The sequence below is a fragment of the Amycolatopsis sp. NPDC004378 genome (assembly GCF_053602455.1).
Window position 1 is genome coordinate 133,135 of sequence record NZ_JBSGDR010000015.1, and the last position, 17,851, is coordinate 150,985.

The 17,851-nt window shown below is 73.4% G+C and carries 21 protein-coding genes; 11 read left to right on the forward strand and 10 right to left on the reverse strand.

All coding sequences use genetic code 11. The features are described from left to right. Positions 1 to 43 precede the first annotated feature (43 nt). Positions 44 to 655, reverse strand: a complete 612-nt coding sequence (locus ACWEN0_RS34480; protein WP_451983304.1) for a PhoU domain-containing protein — start codon at positions 653 to 655, stop codon at positions 44 to 46. 126 nt (positions 656 to 781) lie between these two features. On the opposite strand from ACWEN0_RS34480, the gene ACWEN0_RS34485 reads away from it, so the two are divergent. From ACWEN0_RS34485 to ACWEN0_RS34495, 3 genes are all read left to right on the forward strand, one after another. Beyond that, positions 782 to 1,216: a single-stranded DNA-binding protein gene (locus ACWEN0_RS34485; RefSeq protein WP_451983307.1), complete on the forward strand. Its 435-nt coding sequence runs from the start codon at positions 782 to 784 to the stop codon at positions 1,214 to 1,216. A 184-nt stretch (positions 1,217 to 1,400) separates the two neighbouring features. Beyond that, positions 1,401 to 1,685, forward strand: coding sequence for a hypothetical protein (locus tag ACWEN0_RS34490; RefSeq protein ID WP_451983310.1), 285 nt, complete (start codon positions 1,401 to 1,403; stop codon positions 1,683 to 1,685). A gap of 102 nt (positions 1,686 to 1,787) precedes the next feature. Continuing rightward, complete coding sequence (locus ACWEN0_RS34495; protein WP_451983313.1) at positions 1,788 to 2,798, forward strand: pirin family protein; 1,011 nt, start codon at positions 1,788 to 1,790, stop codon at positions 2,796 to 2,798. On the opposite strand, the gene ACWEN0_RS34500 is transcribed toward ACWEN0_RS34495, so the two are convergent. Both ACWEN0_RS34500 and ACWEN0_RS34505 read right to left on the reverse strand, forming a co-directional pair. Continuing rightward, positions 2,772 to 3,617 (reverse strand): alpha/beta fold hydrolase, encoded by an 846-nt coding sequence (locus ACWEN0_RS34500; protein ID WP_451983316.1) that lies wholly within the window; start codon positions 3,615 to 3,617, stop codon positions 2,772 to 2,774. The genes ACWEN0_RS34495 and ACWEN0_RS34500 overlap by 27 nt on opposite strands. Before the next feature lie 39 nt (positions 3,618 to 3,656). Continuing rightward, entirely contained in the window at positions 3,657 to 4,331 is a 675-nt protein-coding gene (locus ACWEN0_RS34505; RefSeq protein WP_451983318.1) for a GntR family transcriptional regulator, read from the reverse strand. Positions 4,332 to 4,333: 2 nt separating this feature from the next. On the opposite strand from ACWEN0_RS34505, the gene ACWEN0_RS34510 reads away from it, so the two are divergent. Next, entirely contained in the window at positions 4,334 to 6,004 is a 1,671-nt protein-coding gene (locus ACWEN0_RS34510) for a thiamine pyrophosphate-dependent enzyme (RefSeq protein WP_451983321.1), read from the forward strand. On the opposite strand, the gene ACWEN0_RS34515 is transcribed toward ACWEN0_RS34510, so the two are convergent. Together ACWEN0_RS34515 and ACWEN0_RS34520 are read right to left on the reverse strand one after the other, a co-directional pair. After that, the gene (locus ACWEN0_RS34515; protein WP_451983529.1) at positions 6,001 to 7,110 is read right to left on the reverse strand and encodes a pyridoxal phosphate-dependent decarboxylase family protein; all 1,110 of its coding nucleotides are present in this window, start codon (positions 7,108 to 7,110) and stop codon (positions 6,001 to 6,003) included. The two genes, ACWEN0_RS34510 and ACWEN0_RS34515, sit on opposite strands and share 4 nt — an antisense overlap. A 581-nt stretch (positions 7,111 to 7,691) precedes the next feature. Continuing rightward, the gene (locus tag ACWEN0_RS34520) at positions 7,692 to 8,597 is read right to left on the reverse strand and encodes a phosphatase PAP2 family protein (protein ID WP_451983324.1); all 906 of its coding nucleotides are present in this window, start codon (positions 8,595 to 8,597) and stop codon (positions 7,692 to 7,694) included. Positions 8,598 to 8,707: 110 nt separating this feature from the next. On the opposite strand from ACWEN0_RS34520, the gene ACWEN0_RS34525 reads away from it, so the two are divergent. From ACWEN0_RS34525 to ACWEN0_RS34540, 4 genes are all read left to right on the forward strand, one after another. Beyond that, positions 8,708 to 9,397, forward strand: coding sequence for a response regulator (locus ACWEN0_RS34525; protein ID WP_451983327.1), 690 nt, complete (start codon positions 8,708 to 8,710; stop codon positions 9,395 to 9,397). Positions 9,398 to 9,462: 65 nt separating this feature from the next. After that, the gene (locus ACWEN0_RS34530; RefSeq protein WP_451983531.1) at positions 9,463 to 10,797 is read left to right on the forward strand and encodes an ATP-binding protein; all 1,335 of its coding nucleotides are present in this window, start codon (positions 9,463 to 9,465) and stop codon (positions 10,795 to 10,797) included. Then, the gene (locus ACWEN0_RS34535; RefSeq protein WP_451983329.1) at positions 10,794 to 11,291 is read left to right on the forward strand and encodes a hypothetical protein; all 498 of its coding nucleotides are present in this window, start codon (positions 10,794 to 10,796) and stop codon (positions 11,289 to 11,291) included. The genes ACWEN0_RS34530 and ACWEN0_RS34535 overlap by 4 nt, the downstream gene beginning before the upstream one ends. Positions 11,292 to 11,313: 22 nt before the next feature. Further along, positions 11,314 to 12,558, forward strand: coding sequence for an FAD-dependent oxidoreductase (locus ACWEN0_RS34540; protein WP_451983331.1), 1,245 nt, complete (start codon positions 11,314 to 11,316; stop codon positions 12,556 to 12,558). A 5-nt stretch (positions 12,559 to 12,563) separates the two neighbouring features. Here ACWEN0_RS34540 and ACWEN0_RS34545 read toward each other — a convergent pair whose 3' ends face one another. After that, complete coding sequence (locus ACWEN0_RS34545; RefSeq protein WP_451983333.1) at positions 12,564 to 13,157, reverse strand: NADPH-dependent FMN reductase; 594 nt, start codon at positions 13,155 to 13,157, stop codon at positions 12,564 to 12,566. A 98-nt stretch (positions 13,158 to 13,255) separates the two neighbouring features. Between ACWEN0_RS34545 and soxR the strand changes: the two genes are divergently transcribed. After that, positions 13,256 to 13,735, forward strand: coding sequence for a redox-sensitive transcriptional activator SoxR (gene soxR, locus ACWEN0_RS34550; protein ID WP_451983335.1), 480 nt, complete (start codon positions 13,256 to 13,258; stop codon positions 13,733 to 13,735). Here the strand turns inward: soxR and ACWEN0_RS34555 are convergent, their stop codons facing one another. From ACWEN0_RS34555 to ACWEN0_RS34565, 3 genes are all read right to left on the reverse strand, one after another. Continuing rightward, on the reverse strand, positions 13,736 to 14,245 hold the full coding sequence (locus ACWEN0_RS34555) for a mycothiol transferase (protein WP_451983337.1): 510 nt from the start codon (positions 14,243 to 14,245) through the stop codon (positions 13,736 to 13,738). It abuts the gene before it with no gap. Positions 14,246 to 14,315: 70 nt separating this feature from the next. Continuing rightward, positions 14,316 to 14,795 (reverse strand): hypothetical protein, encoded by a 480-nt coding sequence (locus ACWEN0_RS34560; protein WP_451983339.1) that lies wholly within the window; start codon positions 14,793 to 14,795, stop codon positions 14,316 to 14,318. Between the two features lie 2 nt (positions 14,796 to 14,797). Continuing rightward, entirely contained in the window at positions 14,798 to 15,466 is a 669-nt protein-coding gene (locus ACWEN0_RS34565; protein WP_451983341.1) for a hypothetical protein, read from the reverse strand. A gap of 266 nt (positions 15,467 to 15,732) precedes the next feature. Between ACWEN0_RS34565 and ACWEN0_RS34570 the strand changes: the two genes are divergently transcribed. Together ACWEN0_RS34570 and ACWEN0_RS34575 are read left to right on the forward strand one after the other, a co-directional pair. Next, the gene (locus ACWEN0_RS34570; protein ID WP_451983343.1) at positions 15,733 to 16,467 is read left to right on the forward strand and encodes an SDR family oxidoreductase; all 735 of its coding nucleotides are present in this window, start codon (positions 15,733 to 15,735) and stop codon (positions 16,465 to 16,467) included. Positions 16,468 to 16,481: 14 nt separating this feature from the next. Further along, on the forward strand, positions 16,482 to 17,369 hold the full coding sequence (locus ACWEN0_RS34575; protein WP_451983345.1) for an SDR family oxidoreductase: 888 nt from the start codon (positions 16,482 to 16,484) through the stop codon (positions 17,367 to 17,369). On the opposite strand, the gene ACWEN0_RS34580 is transcribed toward ACWEN0_RS34575, so the two are convergent. Continuing rightward, the gene (locus ACWEN0_RS34580) at positions 17,350 to 17,787 is read right to left on the reverse strand and encodes a DUF6314 family protein (RefSeq protein ID WP_451983347.1); all 438 of its coding nucleotides are present in this window, start codon (positions 17,785 to 17,787) and stop codon (positions 17,350 to 17,352) included. The two genes, ACWEN0_RS34575 and ACWEN0_RS34580, sit on opposite strands and share 20 nt — an antisense overlap. Positions 17,788 to 17,851: the final 64 nt, after the last annotated feature.

The window sequence follows — 17,851 nt, forward strand, 5'->3', positions numbered from 1 at the left end:
GCCACCGCGATCGCGCCCAGCCGATCACCGCGGCCCGCCGACCTCAGGCACCGACCGGCGCGAACCCCGCGGTCCGCCGCGCAATCCGAGCCGCGATCCTCGCGAACCCACCACACGCGGCCCCGAGCAGCACCACATCGACCGCGGCCCCGGCTCCACCCGGCCAGTCCCGCTTCTCCGCCCACGCCCGCAGCTCCTTCTCGGCAGCACCGGCGAGCGCGACCGCCTCATCAAGCCCGGCAGCATCCCCGCCCGCGAGCAGTTCCCGCAGCGCCCGAGCGGCGTCCACCGCGTGCGCCCCGAGCCGGGCGAGCACCGGCCGCGCCGCCGACGGCACGGGTCCCCGCGACTCCGCGACCTCCCGCGCAAGTCCACCCATCCGAGTGAGATCGGCAGCGGTGTGGACGGCGGCGACGACCGCCTTCACGTCCCCCTCCCGCGGCGCGAGCAGGGCCAGCAGCGCACACGCCTGGTCCTCGCACGCGGCCCCGAGCGAGTCCACCGCCGAAGCCTGTTCCCGCGCACGTCCGCCCAGCGTGTGGTCACTTTCGAGCGCGCACCGCGTGGCCTCTTCGAGCGCGCTCGCGACCAGTGCGCACAGGTCCGCCAGCCGGTGGGCGAGCGTGACCAGCTCCTTCTGAAACGCCGTCGGCATGGCGGCAGGAAACCAGCCCGGCCGGGTGTCGGCATCTCGTCGCCCGGACCGGAATTGTCAGACCCCCGTGCTCTCCTCGTCGGCGAGAGCGGTGCACCCCGCACCCGCTGGAGAAGGAGGAGACCGATGGCAGGCGAAACGCTGGTCACCGTGGTCGGCAACCTGACGACCGACCCGGAGCTGAGGTTCACCCCGTCCGGCGCGGCGGTCGCGAACTTCACGGTCGCGTCCACGCCCCGCACGTTCGACCGCGATTCGGGGGCCTGGCGCGACGGCGAACCGATGTTCCTGCGCTGCAGCGTGTGGCGGCAGTACGCGGAGAACGTCGCGGAGTCGCTTCGCCGCGGAGCGCACGTAGTCGTCCAGGGCCGGCTGAGACAGCGGTCGTACGACACGAAGGAGGGCGAGAAGCGCACCGTGACGGAGCTGGACGTCGACGAGGTCGGCCCGGCCCTGCGCTACGCCACGGCGCAGGTGACCAAGGCCGTCCGGGCGGTGGCCGGGGAGCCGGGCAGTCCGTGGACGCCGGAACCGGCCGTCTCCGAATCGCCGCCGTTCTGACTCCCATCCGGTCACGCCCGGCGTTCGAAAGCCCGTTGACGGGAAGTCGACCCGGGCTCGACCGGTGGCGCTGACGATGGACGGGACGCACTGGCCCGACCGATTCCGGACGCGCTGTCGAAATCCCGTCAGCTGGTTCGACGCATGAGCAGACAGAGGTCGAACCACGAGCGGAGGGACCGAGATGAACGGGAACGAACGGACCGGATCACCGGCCGTGCCGAACCACCGGATGCTGGCGATGCTGCGAGCGGTCGGCGCGGGCCGCGGCCGGGTGTCCTGCAGCAGTGAACCGGACTTGTTCATCGACGGCCTGTCGTGCGGCGACCAGTTCGCGGCCCACGCGCTGGCCCACCTGGGCCTGGTCCGCGCGGCCCGCCCCGGCCTCCCGGGCGAGCTGGTCCCGGCGATCCTGACGGCCGACGGCCAAGCAATCGTCTCGGCCCAGCACCAGCAAACGGCCGCCTGACCCCCGGCGGCCCCGAAGCTTGACAACTCCAGAAGGAATCGCGGCGCCGGCCGAGCCCGCACCACCCGAGCCTCCCCGGCCGACGCGACTACCGTGGCGCCCATGAGCAACACCGAGGCAGCCCCCGCCGAGCTCGCCTGTGGCGACCGGCCCACGGCCGCCGACCCCGAGCGCCCGGCCGTCGAGATCCTCACCCCGCGCGAGGTCCCCCTGGGCGGCCCGCGGGCGATGCGGGTCCGGCGCACCCTCCCCCAGCGGGCCCGCTCGCTGATCGGCGCCTGGTGCTTCGCCGACCACTACGGCCCGGACGAGGTCGCCGGCGCCGGCGCGATGGACGTGGCCCCGCACCCGCACACCGGCCTCCAGACGGTGAGCTGGCTGTTCGCCGGCGAAATCGAGCACCGCGACAGCCTCGGCACCCACGCGATGGTGCGCCCCGGCGAGCTGAACCTGATGACCGGCGGGCACGGCATCTGCCACTCGGAGGTCTCGACCGCGGCCACGAAGACGCTCCACGGCGTCCAGCTCTGGGTCGCGCTGCCCGAGCGGCACCGGCACACGGCGCGGGCCTTCGACCACTACGTGCCGTCGGTGAACCGGATCGAGGGCGCCGAAATCCGGGTGTTCCTCGGTTCGCTGGCCGGGCGCACGTCCCCGATCCCGACGTTCACCCCGCTGCTGGGCGCGGAAATCGTCCTAGGCCCGGACGCTCACATGTCCCTCGGCGTCGACCCGCGCTTCGAGCACGGCGTCCTGGTCGACACCGGCGACGTGGTCGTCGCGGGCACCCGTGTCCGCGCGGCGGAACTGGGCTACGTCGGCATCGGCGTGCACTCCCTGACGCTGAGCAACCGAGGCACGGCGCCCGCCCGGTTCCTCCTGCTCGGCGGGACCCCGTTCGACGAAGAAATCCTGATGTGGTGGAACTTCGTCGGCCGGACCCACGAGGAGATCGCCGCCTTCCGCGAGGCGTGGCAGGCGGAATCCGACCAGTTCGGCAAGGTCGACGGCTACACGGGCACCCCGCAACGCCTCCCCGCGCCGGAGCTGCCGGCCGTCCGCATCAAGCCGCGCCGGAACCCGGGTTCAGGCCAGGAAACCCGCCACGGCTGAGACGAACGCGGGCCCGTCGTCCAGCCAGGGATAGTGCGCGGCGCCGGGCATGACGGCCACGCGGCCGGCAGGGAAAAGCGCGGCGAACTCGGCCGCGACGGCCGGGCTGGCGATCCAGTCCAGCTCGCCGGCGACCACCAGGACCGGAGCCTCGACCGCACCGAGAGCGGCTCGCGTGACTTCGGGTTCGAAGGCACCGTCGGCGTTGAAGGCGCGCGCGGCGACGCCGTTGCGCTGACCGGGCTCGGCGGCCTGGTGCCGCCGGGCGGCGTCGTCCCAGCGGCCGTAGTACATCGGCGCGACGGCCGCCCAGTCGGCGCTGGTCGCCGTCTTGGCGGCGATGGCCTCGTAGGCCGCGGCGGCCGCGGCGAACCAGGGCTCGCCCGCCCGCCGGGCCATGATCAGCCGTCGTTCGCCGACGGACAGCGGGAAACCGACGGCCCGCGGGCTGGGCGTCACGAGCACGAGCCGGCGCAGCCGTCCGGGATACCGGGCGGCGTACAGCACGGCCAGGCTCGCCCCGGCCGAGTGCCCCAGCAGGTCGAACCGCTCGAGCCCGAGGTGCTTGCGCAGCGCCTCGACGTCCTCGACCTGCCGGTCACACCGGTAGGTCGCCGGGTCGGCGGGTTCTTCGGATTCCCCGGTCCCCCGCAGGTCCGGCACAGCGAGCCGGCGCCGGGCTGCCAGCCCGCCGAGCTCCCCGAGGTACGCCCCGGCCCGCATCGGCCCGCCCGGGAGACAGACCAGGGGCGGCTCGCCACCGGAACCCAGGAGCCGGCAGGCGAGCGCGGTCCCGTCAGGCGCGGGGAAGATCGGCATTCCCGACCCTGGCACCTCCCGGCCACGCCGGGCAAGCCTTCACTTCGCCCGGGCGAGATAGGCGTCCAGCGTCGCCAGCCGGTGCCCCCGCGCGAACCCCTCGACCTCCGCCGGATCGGCCCCCGCCTCGATCAGCTCGAGCAGGCGCTCGTGCTCCTCGACGGACTTCGGGGCGCGCCCCGGCACCGAGGCGAACGTGCTGTCGCGGACCGCGGCGAGACGGGTCCAGCAGCGCTGCACCAGGTCGACCAGGTTCGGGTTCGGGCAGGCGCCGAACAGCACCTCGTGGAACTCGGCGTTCAGCGCGGTGAAGGCCAAGGGGTCGAACTCGGCGAGGCTGCGGCGCATCCGCTCGTTCAGCGCACGGGCACGCGTCAGGGCCTCCGGCGTGAGCAACGGCGCGGCGAGACCGGTCGCCGCCCCCTCCACGATCGCCACGGTCTGCATCGCGTGCCGGTACTCCGTGGGGTCGATGGCCACCACCCGGGCACCGACGTTCCGCTCGAACTGGATCAGCTCCTCGGCCTCGAGCCGGCGCAGGGCCTCGCGGACCGGCACCGCGCTGACGTCGAGCTCGCGGCCGATCTGGTCGAGCACCAGCCGGTACCCGGGCCCGTAGCGGCCGTCGAGGATCCTGGCTTTGATCGTCTCGTAGGCCAGCTGGGACTTCGTGACCGGTCTTCCCGAGGACGCGCTGATCATGTAGGAAACCATATATGGTCCTGCCGACGGACGACGCCCAGGAGGCCGTGCCGATGCCGATCCCCCAGCCCGCGCCGACCGCGGCCGACCTGATCGTCGACGGGCTGCGGGCCCACGGCGTGGACACCGTCTTCGGCCTGCCCGGCGTGCAGACCTACGACCTGTTCGACAGCCTGGCCCGCGCGGGGGACGCCATCCGGGTGATCGGCGCCCGGCACGAGCAGACCGTCGCCTACATGGCGTTCGGCTACGCCCAGGCGACCGGGCGGACGGGCGTCTACACCGTGGTGCCCGGTCCCGGCGTCCTCAACGCGTCGGCCGCGCTGCTCTCGGCGTACGGTGCGAGCGCGCCGGTCCTGTGCCTCACGAGCGAGATCCCGCGCGCCTACCTCGGCCGCGGGCTCGGCCACCTGCACGAGATGCCCGACCAGCTGGCCACCCTCCGGACGATGACCAAGTGGTCGGCGCTGGTGGAGCACCCGGTCGAGGTGCCGGACGCGCTGGCGACCGCGTTCCGGGAGGCGGCGGGCGGGCGGCCGAGGCCGGTGTCCCTGGCCGTCCCGTGGGACGTCCTGGGCCTGCGCGCTCCCGCGACGGTCGCCGGGCCGCGCCCGCTCCCCCGGCCGGCCGTCGACCCGGCCGCCGTCGCCGAGGCGGCGGAACTGCTGGCCGGTGCGAAGAACCCGATGATCATGGTGGGCGGCGGCGCCCGGCACGCGGCCGCCGAGGTCCGGGCGCTGGCCGAACGGCTGCAGGCGCCGGTGGTGCCGTTCCGCGGCGGGCGCGGCATCGTCGGCGACGACCACCCGCTGGGCTTCACCTGCGTCTCCGGGTTCGAACGGTGGGCCGAGACGGACGTCGTGATCGGCATCGGGTCGCGGATGGAGCTGTCGTGGTTCCGCTGGCCGGAAAAGCCCGCCGGGCTGAAGACCGTCCTGCTCGACATCGACCCGCGGCAGGCGACCCGGCTGGCGGCGGACGTCGCGATCGTCGCCGACGCGGCCGACGCGACGGCCGCGCTGACCGAGGCCGCAGGTCCACAAAGGACGGACCGGACCGAGGAGTTCACGGCGGTGAAGGCCACCGTGGCCGAACGCTTCGCGGACGTCGGGCCGGAGCTGGAGTACCTGCAGGCGATCCGGGACGTGCTGCCCCGCGACGGTTTCTTCGTCGAAGAGATCTGCCAGGTCGGCTTCGCGTCCTACTTCGGGTTCGAGGTCTACTCGCCCCGCACCTTCGTCACGTGCGGCCACCAGGGCACGCTCGGCTTCGGCTATCCGACGGCACTCGGCGTGCAGGCGGCGTTCCCCGACCGCCCGGTGGTCTCGGTGACCGGGGACGGCGGTTTCATGTTCGCCGCCCAGGAGCTCGCGACGGCCGTCCAGTACGGGCTGAACGTGGTGGCGGTCGTGTTCGACAACGGCTACTACGGCAACGTCCACCTCGACCAGGAGCGGTTGTTCGAGGGCCGGGCGCTCGGCGGGCGGCTGCGGAACCCGGACTTCGCGCGGCTCGCCGAGACGTTCGGCGCGCTCGGCCTCACCGCGCGCACCCCGGACGACCTGCGCGGCGCGCTGGAGAAGGCGTTCGCCGCGGGCCGGCCGGCCCTGGTGCACGTGCCGTGCGAGCTGGGCGCCGGCGCCTCGCCGTGGAAGTACCTGATGCCGAAGTCGGACCGCAGCTAGCCGGCGGCCACGCGCTCGAGCGCGGCGAACACGCGGTCGACGTCGGCGGTGGTCGTCCGCCAGTTGCTGAAGGCGGCCCGGAGGGCGGGCCGGCCGTCGTACACGGTGGGGGTCAAGAAGGTGGTCCCGTCCTCGGCGATGGCACGCACGAGGGCGTCGACGTCACCCCCGGCGGCCGGGGCGAAGCAGACGACGTTCAGCCGCACCGGTGCGAGCAGCCGCCAGCGCGGCGATCCGTCGAGGCGCGCGCCGAGGTCCCGGGCGAGGGCGACGCACCGCTCGACGATCTCACGGTGCCCGTCCCGGCCGTAGGCGACGAGCGAGAACCAGGCCGGGAGGGCGCGCAGCCGCCGGGAGTTCTCGGGCGTGAGGTGCAGGAAGTCCGGGTCGTCGCCGATTTCGCCGAGGTAGGCGGCGTTGTTGCCGAACACGCGCAGCTGCAGGTCGCGGCGGCGGGTGAACTGGACGGCGGAGTCGTAGGGCACGTTGAGCCACTTGTGCAGGTCGATGACGACCGAGTCGGCCTGGTCGAGGCCCGCGGTCAGCGCTGCGTGCTGCGGGGCCAGCGCGGCGAAGCCGCCGAACGCGGCGTCGACATGCAGCCAGAAGTCGTACCGCTGCTTGAGCGCGGCGATCGCGCGCAGGTCGTCGAAGTCGACGGTGTTCACCGTGCCCGCGTTCGCGACGACGACGATCGGGCCGTCCTGCTCGTCGAGCGCCTCGGCGAGTTTCGCCACGTCGACGGCTTCGCGGTCCGGGAGCACCGGCACCTTCCGGAGCGCCGAACGGCCCATCCCGAGGAACGACAACGCTTTCAGGATGCTCGAGTGCGGCGAGCCGGACAGCACGGTGACCGGGCCGAGCGCCGCGGCGCCGTCGTCGGACACCGCCACCCCGGCGCGCTCGCCGAGCCATTCGCGGGCGATGGCGAGGCCGGTGACGGTGGACATCGTAGCCCCGGTGACGAAGGCGCCGGAGAACTCCGGGCCGAGCCCGAACAACTCGGCCAGCCAGCCGACCGTCTCGCGTTCCAGGTCCTGCGCCGAGGAATCCATGCCACTGGCTGGGTTCTGGTCATAGGTGGCGGTGAGCCAGTCACCGGCCAGCGACGCCGGAGTCGCACCACCGGTGACGAACCCGAGGTACCGCGGCCCGGCGCTCCCCGCGAAGCCGCCTTCCCAACGCTGCGAAAACTCCTCCAGCGCCCCACGCGCACCAACCCCTTCACGCGGCAAAGGCGCGCGAACGACATCGCCGGGCGGAACAGCGGCAGCCCGCTCAGACAGCCCGTCCAGCGCCTCGCCGGCAAGTTTCCGCGCGGCATCAAGAAGTTCGGGCAAGGACTTCAGGTCTTCGGCAAGCCTAGGATGCACAACCCCGACGCTAAGCCGCCCACCGACGCCTGTCGCGGTCCAATCCACCAAAACTGGCCCGCCACCCGTGTCGACCGGCCAATCACACGTGATGCCCCTTCAATCACACGTGATGCCTCTCCAATCACGCATGATGCCCGCCCAATCACGCGAGATACCCCGCCAATCACGGGAGATGCCCGGAACCAACCCCCGCCAGACCCGCGGGCCTGGCCGCTGACCTGGCGAGCCGCCCTTCCCAGACCCGCGAGCCAGCCCCACGATCGCGAACCCGCCCGCCGACCGGGCGACCGACACCCGAGTACCAAGCCCGGTCAGCGGCGCCGAATCCGCCGGACCCGAGCCTCGGCCGGGTCAAACGTCACCCGGCGCAGGGGCCCGGCCAGCAGCAGCACCACCGCCATCGCCGACAACGCCGCCAAGACCATCGCTGCGACGAACTGGGCCGCGCCCGACGTCGCCGTGCTCAGCACCCAATACCCGGCCAGCACCAGGGCCGCCGGTGCGAACAGGCCGCACAGGACCGGGACCGGCGGGACCCGGTCACCGTCGGGGCGGCGGGCGGAGACCACCGCCGCGCCCGTGCACGTGACCGCGGCGACCAGCAGGCAGCCGCCGATGGTGTCGCTCAGGCGGTGCCAGCCCAGGGCGACCGCCGCCGCCGAGACCCAGGCGACGCCGAGGCCGCCCGCCACGAACGTCAGCCTGCGGAAGCGGCGCGGCAGGACGATCGCCAGCGCGACCAGCACCGCCATCGCCGCGCTGACGTGGCCGCTCGGGAAGCTGTTGTGGCTCGCGACGCCGAACCGCTCGCCCGTCACCGGGCGGTCGAGGACGTACAGCTTGAGCAACTGCGCCACCACCAGGGGAGCAGCGAGCAGCGCCAGTGCCGTCACGCCCAGCGCGAGGCGCCGCCGGGCCAGGGCGAGCACCACCAGCAGCACCGCGACGCCGCCGAGGACGGCCACCAGGTCGACGTCACGCAGCGGGGCCGCCCAGTCCACTGTGGTCCCCGCGGACTGGGCGCTGCGGACGACGCCGTTCTCGACGCCGCGGCCGGCCTCCGTCCGCACGAACAGGAGATAGGCCGCGACGAACGCGAGGGCGAACCCGGCCGCGCTCGCCGCCAGCACGGCGGTGCGGGACGCGGCCCGGGTCACGAGCGCGTGGCGGCCGGAGGGCGGGGTGGTCGGACGGGCCTCGGAGGTCATCACTGCCATGTCCCCGAGTCTGGGGGCGGCATTTCGAGATCCCGTCAGCGCGATGTCATGGTTTTGCTACAAGATCCGCCCGGGTCGCCACGACGTGCGCTTTTCCGAATAATGGCGCCGTGGCCGAGGTACTGGTGGTGGAAGACGACGCGGCGGTGCGGGAGGGACTGGAACTGGCCCTGCGCCGGCAGGGACACGTGGTGCGCACGGCGGAATCGGGCGAGCGCGGCATCGAGGCGCTCGTGCACCACCGGCCCGACATCGTCGTGCTCGACCTGATGCTGCCCGGCATGGACGGCTTCGAGACGTGCCGCCGGATGCGCGCGGCCGGGCCGATCCCGATCATCATGCTCACCGCGCGCAGCGACGACTTCGACATCGTCGCCGGGCTCGAAGCGGGCGCGGACGACTACGTGGCCAAGCCGGTCGGACCGCGCGTGCTGGACGCGCGGATCCGGGCCGTGCTGCGCCGGGCCGTCGCCGAGCGCCCCGGGGAGGTACCGGAGCCCGAGGAACGCCACGGCGACCTGGTGATCGACCGGGCCGGGCTCGAGGTGACCAAGCGCGGTGCCCCGGTTTCGCTGACGCCGACCGAGCTCAAGCTGCTGCTGGAGCTCTCGCGCACGCCCGGGCAGGTGTACAGCCGCCAGCAGATCCTCTCCGCCGTGTGGGACCACGACTACCTCGGCGACTCACGGCTGGTCGACGCCTGCGTGCAGCGGCTGCGCGCGAAGATCGAAGACGTGCCGGCGAAGCCGGAGTACGTGCAGACGGTCCGGGGGTTCGGCTACCGGTTCGGCCGCTCGTGAACCACCGGATCCGCTCGTGGCTCGCCGGGTTGCGGCCCCGCCTGGTCGCCGCCTTCGCGGTGATCATGATCCTCGGCGCGACGACCGCGGCGGGGGCGAGCTACATCTCCGCGCGCAACGCGATCCTCGGCGGCGTCCAGGACCAGACGATGCTGAAGCTGCGCGACCAGATCGTCACGTACCTGCCGACCGTGTCGCTGCCGCCGAACCAGGCCACGCTCGACGCGTTCGCCGCGGCGCTCAAGTCCAGCGGCGCGCTCGTCGTCTACCACGGCCTGCACTCGTCGTCGGGCCTGCTGCTCGAGGAAGTGCCCGCCGAGCTGCGCCGGGCCGTGGCCACCAGCACGAACATCCAGTTCCAGCGGGTCGTCACCCAGGGGTTCCCGCAGTTCTTCGTCGGGATCCCGGTGCAGACCGGCGCCAAGCCGAGCGGCCTCGAGGTCTACGCCGTGACGTCGCTGTCCCAGCAGCAGGCCGCGATCGGCGAGCTGGCCACGACGGCGTGGCTGTACTCCGCGCTCGCGCTGCCGTTCGCGGTGGCCGTCGCGCTGCTGGCCGCACGGCAGGTCCTGCGGCCCGTGCGTGCCCTCAACACCGCCGCGAGCCAGCTCGGCCGGGGCCGGCTGGACGTGCGGCTGCGCGTCAAGGGGTCCGACGAGCTCGCGCAGCTGGTCACGACGTTCAACAACACCGCGGCCGAGCTGGAGCGCACGGTCGGCACGCTGCGCGCGATGGAGGCCGACGCGCGGCGGTTCGTCGCCGACGTCTCGCACGAGCTGCGCACGCCGCTGGCCGCGATGAACGCCGTCACCGACGTGCTCGACGAGGACGCCGGCCAGCTGCCCGCGGACACCGCCGTCGCCGCGCGGCTCGTGTCGGCCGAGACGAAGCGGCTCACCCGGCTGGTGCAGGACCTGATCGAGATCTCCCGGTTCGACGCCGGGCGGGCGGAGCTGCGGCGGGAGCAGCTCGACGTCGCTTCGGCGGTCGCCGACAGCCTCGCCGCGCGGGGCTGGGAGCCGGGCGAAGACCTGGTGACCGAGCTGCCGGCCGGCATCGGCGCCGCGCTCGACCGGCGGCGGCTGGACATCGTCGTGGCGAACCTGGTCGGCAACGCGATGCGCCACGGCGCGCCGCCGGTGGAGGTGGTGCTGCGGGCCGAGGACGGCGACGTCGTGCTGACCGTGACCGACCACGGGCCGGGCATCCCGGCGGAGGTGCTGCCCGGGGTGTTCGACCGCTTCACCAAGGCCGACACCGCCCGCGCGCGCTCGGAAGGCAGCGGGCTCGGGCTGTCCATCGCCCGGGAGAACGCGCGGCTGCACGGCGGCGACATCGTCGCGGCGAACACCGGCACGGGCGCCCGGTTCGAGCTGCGGCTGCCTCGGGAGGCGTGGTGAAGAAGTTCATCGTCGTGGTGACGCTGGCCGTCTTAGCGCTGGCCGGCGGGTGCGGGATCAAGCCGACGCCCGCGGTCGGGGCCGGGCCGGCGCCGACGCTGCGGAACCCGGCGGGCGGCGGGGGCGGCGCCGACCTGATCCTCTACTTCGTCATGGACGGGCGGGTGCGGCCCGTGGCGCGGCCGTCGGATCACTCCGTCGGTGTCAGCACCGCACTTTCGGTGCTGCTGAGCGGTCCGACCGACGCCGAGGCGGCCGACGGCTACACGACGATGCTGCCGCCCGAGGCGGGGCCGATCGCGCTCTCCCCCGGCACGCCCGCGGCGATCACGTTCCCGTTCCCGATCGGCCGGCTCAGCGCGACCGCGGTCGACCAGCTGGTGTGCACCTCGTTCGCGGCGCTGGCCGCCGTGGGCTCGTACGTCGTGGGCGGCACCATCACGCTCGTCGGGCAGGACACCACGCTGCCGGCCCAGACCTGCCAGGCCTCCTGAGCGCGGTGGCTACGGTCGGGGCATGGAACGCGTGCGGTGCTGCGTCGCCGGCGGCGGCCCGGCTGGGGTGATGCTCGGGCTGCTGCTGGTCCGCGCCGGGGTCGACGTCGTCGTGCTGGAGAAGCACCACGACTTCCGGCGGGACTTCCGGGGCGACACGGTGCATCCGTCGACCCTGCGGCTGCTGGCCGAGCTGGGGCTGGCCGAGCGTTTCGCCACTTTGCCGCGCGGCCTGCTGGCGAAGGCGCGGCTGCGGGTGCGCGACGAGCAGATCGTCGCCGCCGACTTCGGGCGGCTCCGGAAGCCGTACGACCACCTCGCGATGGTGCCGCAGGCCGACTTCCTCGCCCTGCTCGCCGGCGCCGAGCCGGGGCTGTCGCTGCGGAGGGGCTGCGAGGTGACCGGCCTGCTGCGCGACGGCGAGCGCGTGACCGGGGTCCGCTACCGCGACGACCGCGGCGACGACCGCGAACTGGCCGCGGACCTCACGGTCGGCTGCGACGGCCGCTGGTCGGCGGTGCGCCGCGCGGCCGGCCTGGAGCTGCGGGAGTTCGCGGTGCCGATGGACGTCTGGCAGGTCCGCGTGCCGAAGGGCCCGCGACCGGGTCCGGACGGCCAGCTGTTCGTGCGGCTGGACGACGGCCAGGCCGCGGCGACCATGGACCGCGGCAGCTACTTCCAGGCGTCTTACCTGATCCCGAAGGGCCGCGACGCCGAGCTGCGCCGGGGCGACATCGCCGGCTTCCGCGCCCGGATCGGCGCGCTGATGGGCTGGGACACCGGCCGGCTGGCGGCGATCCGCTCGTGGGACGACGTGCACCACCTCGACGTCCGGATGGGGCGGCTGCGGCGCTGGCACGCCGACGGCGTGCTGTGCGTCGGCGACGCGGCGCACCCGATGTCGCCGACCGGCGGCGTCGGGGTGAACCTGGCGATCCAGGACGCGGTGGCGACGGCGGCCCTGCTGGCGAAACCGCTGCGCCACGGCCGGGTGCCGCCGCGGAAGCTCGCCGCGCTCCGGCGGCGCCGGTGGCTCCCGACGGCGGCGGTCCAGTGGGCCCAGCGCGCCGAGCACGCGCTGCTGCTGAAGCCGTGCCTCGACGGGACTCTGCGCGGCATGCCGGCTTTGCTGCGCCTGGTCGGGCGGACGCCGGTGTTGCAGGCCCTCGGCGCCTACCTGATCGGGTTCGGCTTCCGGCCGGAGCACGCGCCGCGGTTCGCCCGCCGTCCATCCACTGTGGAGCGTCACGGCCAGCCGACGTCGTGAACGAGTCAGGCCGCGGGGTACGGCCGGACGGCCCGCGCGTCCGCCAGCGACCGGGCCCACCAGCCCAGCTGGTCGAGCAGCGCCTTGGCCGCGACGGCCGCGCCGTCGTCCGTGGGCAGGCCGTCCGCGCCGAAGCGCGCGTGGGCGCCGTGGAAGCTGACCGTCTCGCGGATCGTCACCGCGTGCAGCTCGGCGAAGACCGCCCTCAGGTGCTCGACCGCGCGCAGGCCGCCGGAGATCCCGCCGTAGGAAACGAACGCGACCGGCTTCGCCCTCCATTCGACGCGGTGCCAGTCGATGACGTTCTTGAGCGATGCCGGGTAGCTGTGGTTGTACTCCGGGGTGACGACGACGAACGCGTCGGCGGACTCGAGCCGCGAGGTCACCTTCGCGACCTCGGCCGCGACCGCCTCCGCCGGTGCCGCGCCGAACGCCGGCATCGCCATCGGCAGGGCGGGCTCGGCGAGGTCGACGACGTCGACCTCGAAGCCGCCGTGGTCGCCCGCGACGCCGGCCAGCCAGTCCGCGACCACCGGGCCGAACCGTCCTTCCCGGACACTTCCCACGATCACCGCGACCCGCACGGGTGCTTCGGACACGCTTCCTCCTTGACACAGCGGCGTTGGTGCCGACCGGGTCAGGATCGGACTTCAAGCTCGCTTGAAGTCAAGCGTGCGGCTGTGGTTGGCTGGAAAGCATGGTGAACGCCACGGCCCGGCCGCTGCCCGACCTCACCGTCGGCGAACTCTCCCGGCGCAGCGGAGTGCCCGCGTCGGCCCTGCGGTTCTACGAGGACGAAGGCCTCATCCGCAGCCGCCGCACCGCCGGCAACCAGCGCCGCTACTGCCGCGACGCGCTGCGGCGGGTGACGTTCGTCCGGATGTCCCAGCGGGTGGGCATGCCGCTGTCGGCCATCCGCGAAGTGCTCGCCCTGCTGCCGGACGACCGGACGCCGACGCGCGCCGACTGGGCGCGGATCTCGAAGTGCTGGCAGGAGGACCTGAACGCGCGGATCCGCCAGATGGAACAGCTGCGCGACCAGCTCACCGACTGCATCGGCTGCGGCTGCATGTCGCTGGCGAAGTGCCGGCTCGCCAACCCCGGCGACCGGCTGGGCACCGACGGGCCGGGCCCGCGGCGCCTCGCCGACCACCGGGGCGAAGGCTACGAAGACTGACTAGCGGCGGTCGAGCACGCCGCGGACGAACATCGCCTGCCCGGCGTGCTGGATGTCGTCGTCGAGGACGCTGATCAGCCGGACTCCCAGCGACACCGGCGGGTCCCAGGCCTCGTCGACGATCCGGTCGAGCGCCTGGCCGTCGAGGCCGCTGACGAACCGGACGGTCTGCTCGTGCACGGCGTCGTAGTAGCCGGTGAGCAGGTCCGGCTTGTCGACCCGGACCGCCTCGACGTCGGCGGGGCGGTGGCCGTAACCGGTGTCGCCGGCCGGGAACGGCAGGCCGAACCGCGAAAGCCAGTCTTCGCCGGTCCACACCTGCTCGGTCCCGGCCGCGTCGGCGACGTGGTCGTCCTGGACGCGGGTCAGGTGCCAGACCAGCCAGGCGATCGAGTTGGCGTCGTCGTCCAGCCGGGCCGTGAGCTGCTCGGCGGTGAGCCCCTCCACCGCCGCGTGCACCGTGCCCTGGACCCGGCTGAACCCGTCGACGAGCAGATCGGCCACGTTCATCGGCTGCCTCCCGTTGCTGGCGCCTACCCCGGCGACCTACCCGATCATGCCCGCCGGCAAACGGGCCGGGCTAGCCCGGCAGCAGCTGGTCGAAGAACGAGCGGTAGCGGCGCAGCGCGATCCGCAGCTCCTCGGTGGCCGGTTCGCCCTGCTGCCACTGGCCTTCGAGCTCGCTCTTGTGCTCGGCGAACGTCGTGGCCAGCGCGCTGATGACGGCCGCGACCAGCTCGTCGGCCTGGCGGACGGCCTGCTTCGGGTCGTCGACGAAGCCGGTCTGCACGTTCTGCCAGCGGTCGCGGAACCCGGTGACCTTCTCCTCGTCGATCAGCGGTGGCGTCTCCGCCTCGCCGTCGGACGTCGGAGCGGCACCACGCGCGGGTTCGGGCTGGTCGGCCGCGGAAGCGAGGTCGGCCGTGCTCAGGTGCCGCCCGGCCGGCTCGCGGCTCTCGTCCGGCTCCTCGAAGTCCGGCCGCTCCTGTCCGGGTACCTCCGTGGTCTCACGGACGTCCTCGTCGTGGTCCGCGCCGTGGCGGGTCAGGTGCTCGGTCATGGTCAGCGTCCTCCGTTCCACTCGGTCCGCGGCTGCGCGGTCGCCCGGCCTTCGGGCCGGTCGGTCTCACGACGGTCGGCGTCGTGCTCGTGTCCGTTGTGGTCGTGGCCGTTGCGGCGGTCGTGGTGCTCGTCGTGCTCGTCGGCGCCGTCGGTCAGCAGGTCCTCGAAGACGGCGCGGTAGCGCACCATCGCGTCGCGAAGGTCCTCAGTGGACGCTCCGTCGCGCTTCTGCCGCGTGGCGTGCGCCGCGCGGTAGTGCTCCAGGGTTTTCGCGTGCCGCACGGAAAGATCGGCCACCTGCTGCTCGTAGCCCTCGGTCGGGTAGCCCCGCTCGGCCATCAGCGCGACCAGGACCTGGTCGGCTTCGGCGACCGCGGCGGCCGGGTGGTCGACGAACTTCTCCTGGACCTGCGTCCACTCCCGGGCGTAGCGCTCGCGCGCCGACGCCGACAGGGGGCGGATGTCGAGCTCCTTGTGCCGGCGTTCCCGCTCGGCCAGTTCCCGTTGCGCCGCACGGGGATTGTCGCTCTCTTCGACGGCCCGGTCGTACTCGGGACCGAACCGCTGTTGCAGCCGTTTTCGCTGCATCTCTTGCGTCACCAGCCAGATCACGGCGCTGAGCACCGCGACGGCCACGACGACGATCAGGACGATCAGCCATGTGGGCATCGCACAAACTCCTTCAAGGATGTCGAGCCCCCCGATGGGTCCGGTGTTCCCGGATCGCGCGTCCCGAAACCGGCCGACCCGCTCTCGACCTCCGGATTCGGCCGACCGGCGGCGCCCGTGCGTCCGGATGCCGTCACCCGTCCGCCGGGGTGTAACGACGATAACAACAGATGACTAGCATTGTTACCACTCGAGTGCTATCGTCGATAACAGAACGACGGAAGCGGCGCTACGGACGCCGCCCGGACCGGAGGAAGGAAACCCCGATGAGCACTCCCCGCGTCGCGATCGTCACCGGCGGCTCCCGCGGCATCGGCCGCCAGGTCGCCGAGCGCCTGGCCGCCGACGGCATGGCGGTCGTCGTCACCTACGCCGGCAACGAGAAGGAGGCCCGGGCCGCGGTCGACGCCATCACCGAGCGCGGTGGCCAGGCGATCGCCGTCCGCGCCGACGTGGCCGAACCCGCCCAGGTCGCGGCGCTGTTCGACGCCGCCGAGACCACCTACGGCGGCGTGGACGTCGTCGCCCACCTGGCCGGGGTGATGAACCCGCCGACGCCGATCGCGGACACCGACTTCGACGTCCTCGACCGCGTGCACCGCACGAACATCCGCGGCACGTTCGCCGTGGCCCAGCAAGCCGCGAAGCGCGTGCGCGACGGCGGGGCGGTGATCACCACCTCGACGTCCGTGCTCGGGCTGAACCTGCCCGGCTACGGCATCTACAACGCGACCAAGGGCGCGGTCGAGGCGATCACCATGATCCTGGCGCGGGAGCTGCGCGGCCGCGACATCACCGTGAACACCGTCGCCCCCGGCCCGACGGCGACCGCGTTGTTCCTCGACGGCAAGGACGAGGAGACCGTCGAGCGGATGGCCAAGCAGCCGCCGCTCGAGCGCCTCGGCCGTCCCGAGGACATCGCCGAGGTCGTCGCGTTCCTCGCCGGCCCGGCCCGCTGGGTCAACGGCCAGGTGCTGCGCGCCAACGGCGGAATCGTCTGAGAGGGGACAAGACCGTGATCATCGTCGTCACCGGCGCCTCCAGCGGGATCGGCGCCCTCTCCGCCCGGGCGCTGGCCCGCGCCGGGCACACCGTCTACGCCGGCATGCGCGACACCGGCGGCCGCAACGCCCCGCAAGTCGGCGCCGCGGCCGCGTACGCGAAGGACCACGACGTCGACCTGCGCAGCGTCGAACTCGACGTGTCCAGCCAGGACTCGGCCGATGCCGCCATCGCGTCGGTCGTCGCCGCGCACGGCCGCCTGGACGTCGTGGTGCACAACGCCGGGCACATGGTGCTCGGCCCGGCCGAAGCGTTCACGCCGGAGCAGCTCGCGCAGATCTACGACACCAACGCGATCGGCACCCAGCGCGTCAACCGCGCCGCCCTCCCCCACCTGCGTGCCCAGGGCGACGGGCTGCTCGTGTGGGTGTCGAGCAGCAGCGTCCGCGGCGGCACCCCGCCCTACCTGGCGCCGTACTTCGCGGCGAAGGCGGCGATGGACAGCCTCGCGGTCAGCTACGCCGCCGAGGTCGCCCGGTTCGGCATCGACACCACGATCGTGGTGCCCGGCGCGTTCACCTCGGGCACCAACCACTTCCCGCACTCCGGGCACCCGGCCGACGAGGCCGTCGCGAAGGCCTACGAAGAGCGCTACGCGGGCCTGACCGACCACGTCGCGGCGAAGCTCGCCGAGATCACCCCGGCGGACGCGGACGTCGCCGTCGTCGCCGGCGAGCTGGCGCGCGTGGTGGACCTGCCGAAGGGCAAGCGGCCGTTCCGGGTGCACGTCGACCCGTCCGACGACGGCGGGTGGCTGGTCGCCGAGGTGGGCGACCGGATCCGCGGCGAGTTCCTGCGCCGGATCGGCCTGGGCGACCTGCTCAGCCCGGCGGCCGGCTGAACCGCGTCACGATCAGGTGGTCCTTCGCCGGGCCGCGGACCGCCCACTCCTGCCGCCAGCGGCGCGCGTCGAGCACGCGGTAGCTGCCTCGGTAGAGGTCGTCGCGGCAGGGGTGGTCCGCGTCCCAGTGCCCGGCGCGCAGGTCGACGGCGTGGAAGAAGCCGCCGTGGTCGAAGTGCACGTCGGCGCGGCCGGGCGCGGTGGGCCGGTAGTGCAGCTCACGGGTGACCGGGCCGGTGTAGCCGCCGAGCCGCAGTTCGCCGGCTTCGCGGTAGACGAGGACGCCGTCCTCCTCCGTGAAGGTGGCGGTACCGGTGACGTCGCCCGCCGGATCGCCGTCGGCGGTGCGGATTTCGCGATCGAAGCGCCACTCGCCGGTGAAATGCGCGACGAGATCGGGAACCGGCCAGTACTCCACGCGTCCAGTCTGCCACCCCGCGGCGGGCCGGGCCGGAACTGTCGGACCCCCGCTCTATAGTCGG

Coding starts and splice junctions, on each gene's coding strand:
- ACWEN0_RS34560 (WP_451983339.1), bottom strand. CDS start 14,795: ATGACCGAGCACCTGACCCGCCACGGCGCGGACCACGACGAGGACGTC.
- ACWEN0_RS34485 (WP_451983307.1), top strand. CDS start 782: ATGGCAGGCGAAACGCTGGTCACCGTGGTCGGCAACCTGACGACCGAC.
- ACWEN0_RS34565 (WP_451983341.1), bottom strand. CDS start 15,466: ATGCCCACATGGCTGATCGTCCTGATCGTCGTCGTGGCCGTCGCGGTG.
- ACWEN0_RS34540 (WP_451983331.1), top strand. CDS start 11,314: ATGGAACGCGTGCGGTGCTGCGTCGCCGGCGGCGGCCCGGCTGGGGTG.
- ACWEN0_RS34510 (WP_451983321.1), top strand. CDS start 4,334: ATGGTCCTGCCGACGGACGACGCCCAGGAGGCCGTGCCGATGCCGATC.
- soxR (WP_451983335.1), top strand. CDS start 13,256: ATGGTGAACGCCACGGCCCGGCCGCTGCCCGACCTCACCGTCGGCGAA.
- ACWEN0_RS34495 (WP_451983313.1), top strand. CDS start 1,788: ATGAGCAACACCGAGGCAGCCCCCGCCGAGCTCGCCTGTGGCGACCGG.
- ACWEN0_RS34500 (WP_451983316.1), bottom strand. CDS start 3,617: ATGCCGATCTTCCCCGCGCCTGACGGGACCGCGCTCGCCTGCCGGCTC.
- ACWEN0_RS34520 (WP_451983324.1), bottom strand. CDS start 8,597: ATGGCAGTGATGACCTCCGAGGCCCGTCCGACCACCCCGCCCTCCGGC.
- ACWEN0_RS34555 (WP_451983337.1), bottom strand. CDS start 14,245: ATGAACGTGGCCGATCTGCTCGTCGACGGGTTCAGCCGGGTCCAGGGC.
- ACWEN0_RS34490 (WP_451983310.1), top strand. CDS start 1,401: ATGAACGGGAACGAACGGACCGGATCACCGGCCGTGCCGAACCACCGG.
- ACWEN0_RS34480 (WP_451983304.1), bottom strand. CDS start 655: ATGCCGACGGCGTTTCAGAAGGAGCTGGTCACGCTCGCCCACCGGCTG.
- ACWEN0_RS34570 (WP_451983343.1), top strand. CDS start 15,733: ATGAGCACTCCCCGCGTCGCGATCGTCACCGGCGGCTCCCGCGGCATC.
- ACWEN0_RS34530 (WP_451983531.1), top strand. CDS start 9,463: ATGATCCTCGGCGCGACGACCGCGGCGGGGGCGAGCTACATCTCCGCG.
- ACWEN0_RS34505 (WP_451983318.1), bottom strand. CDS start 4,331: ATGGTTTCCTACATGATCAGCGCGTCCTCGGGAAGACCGGTCACGAAG.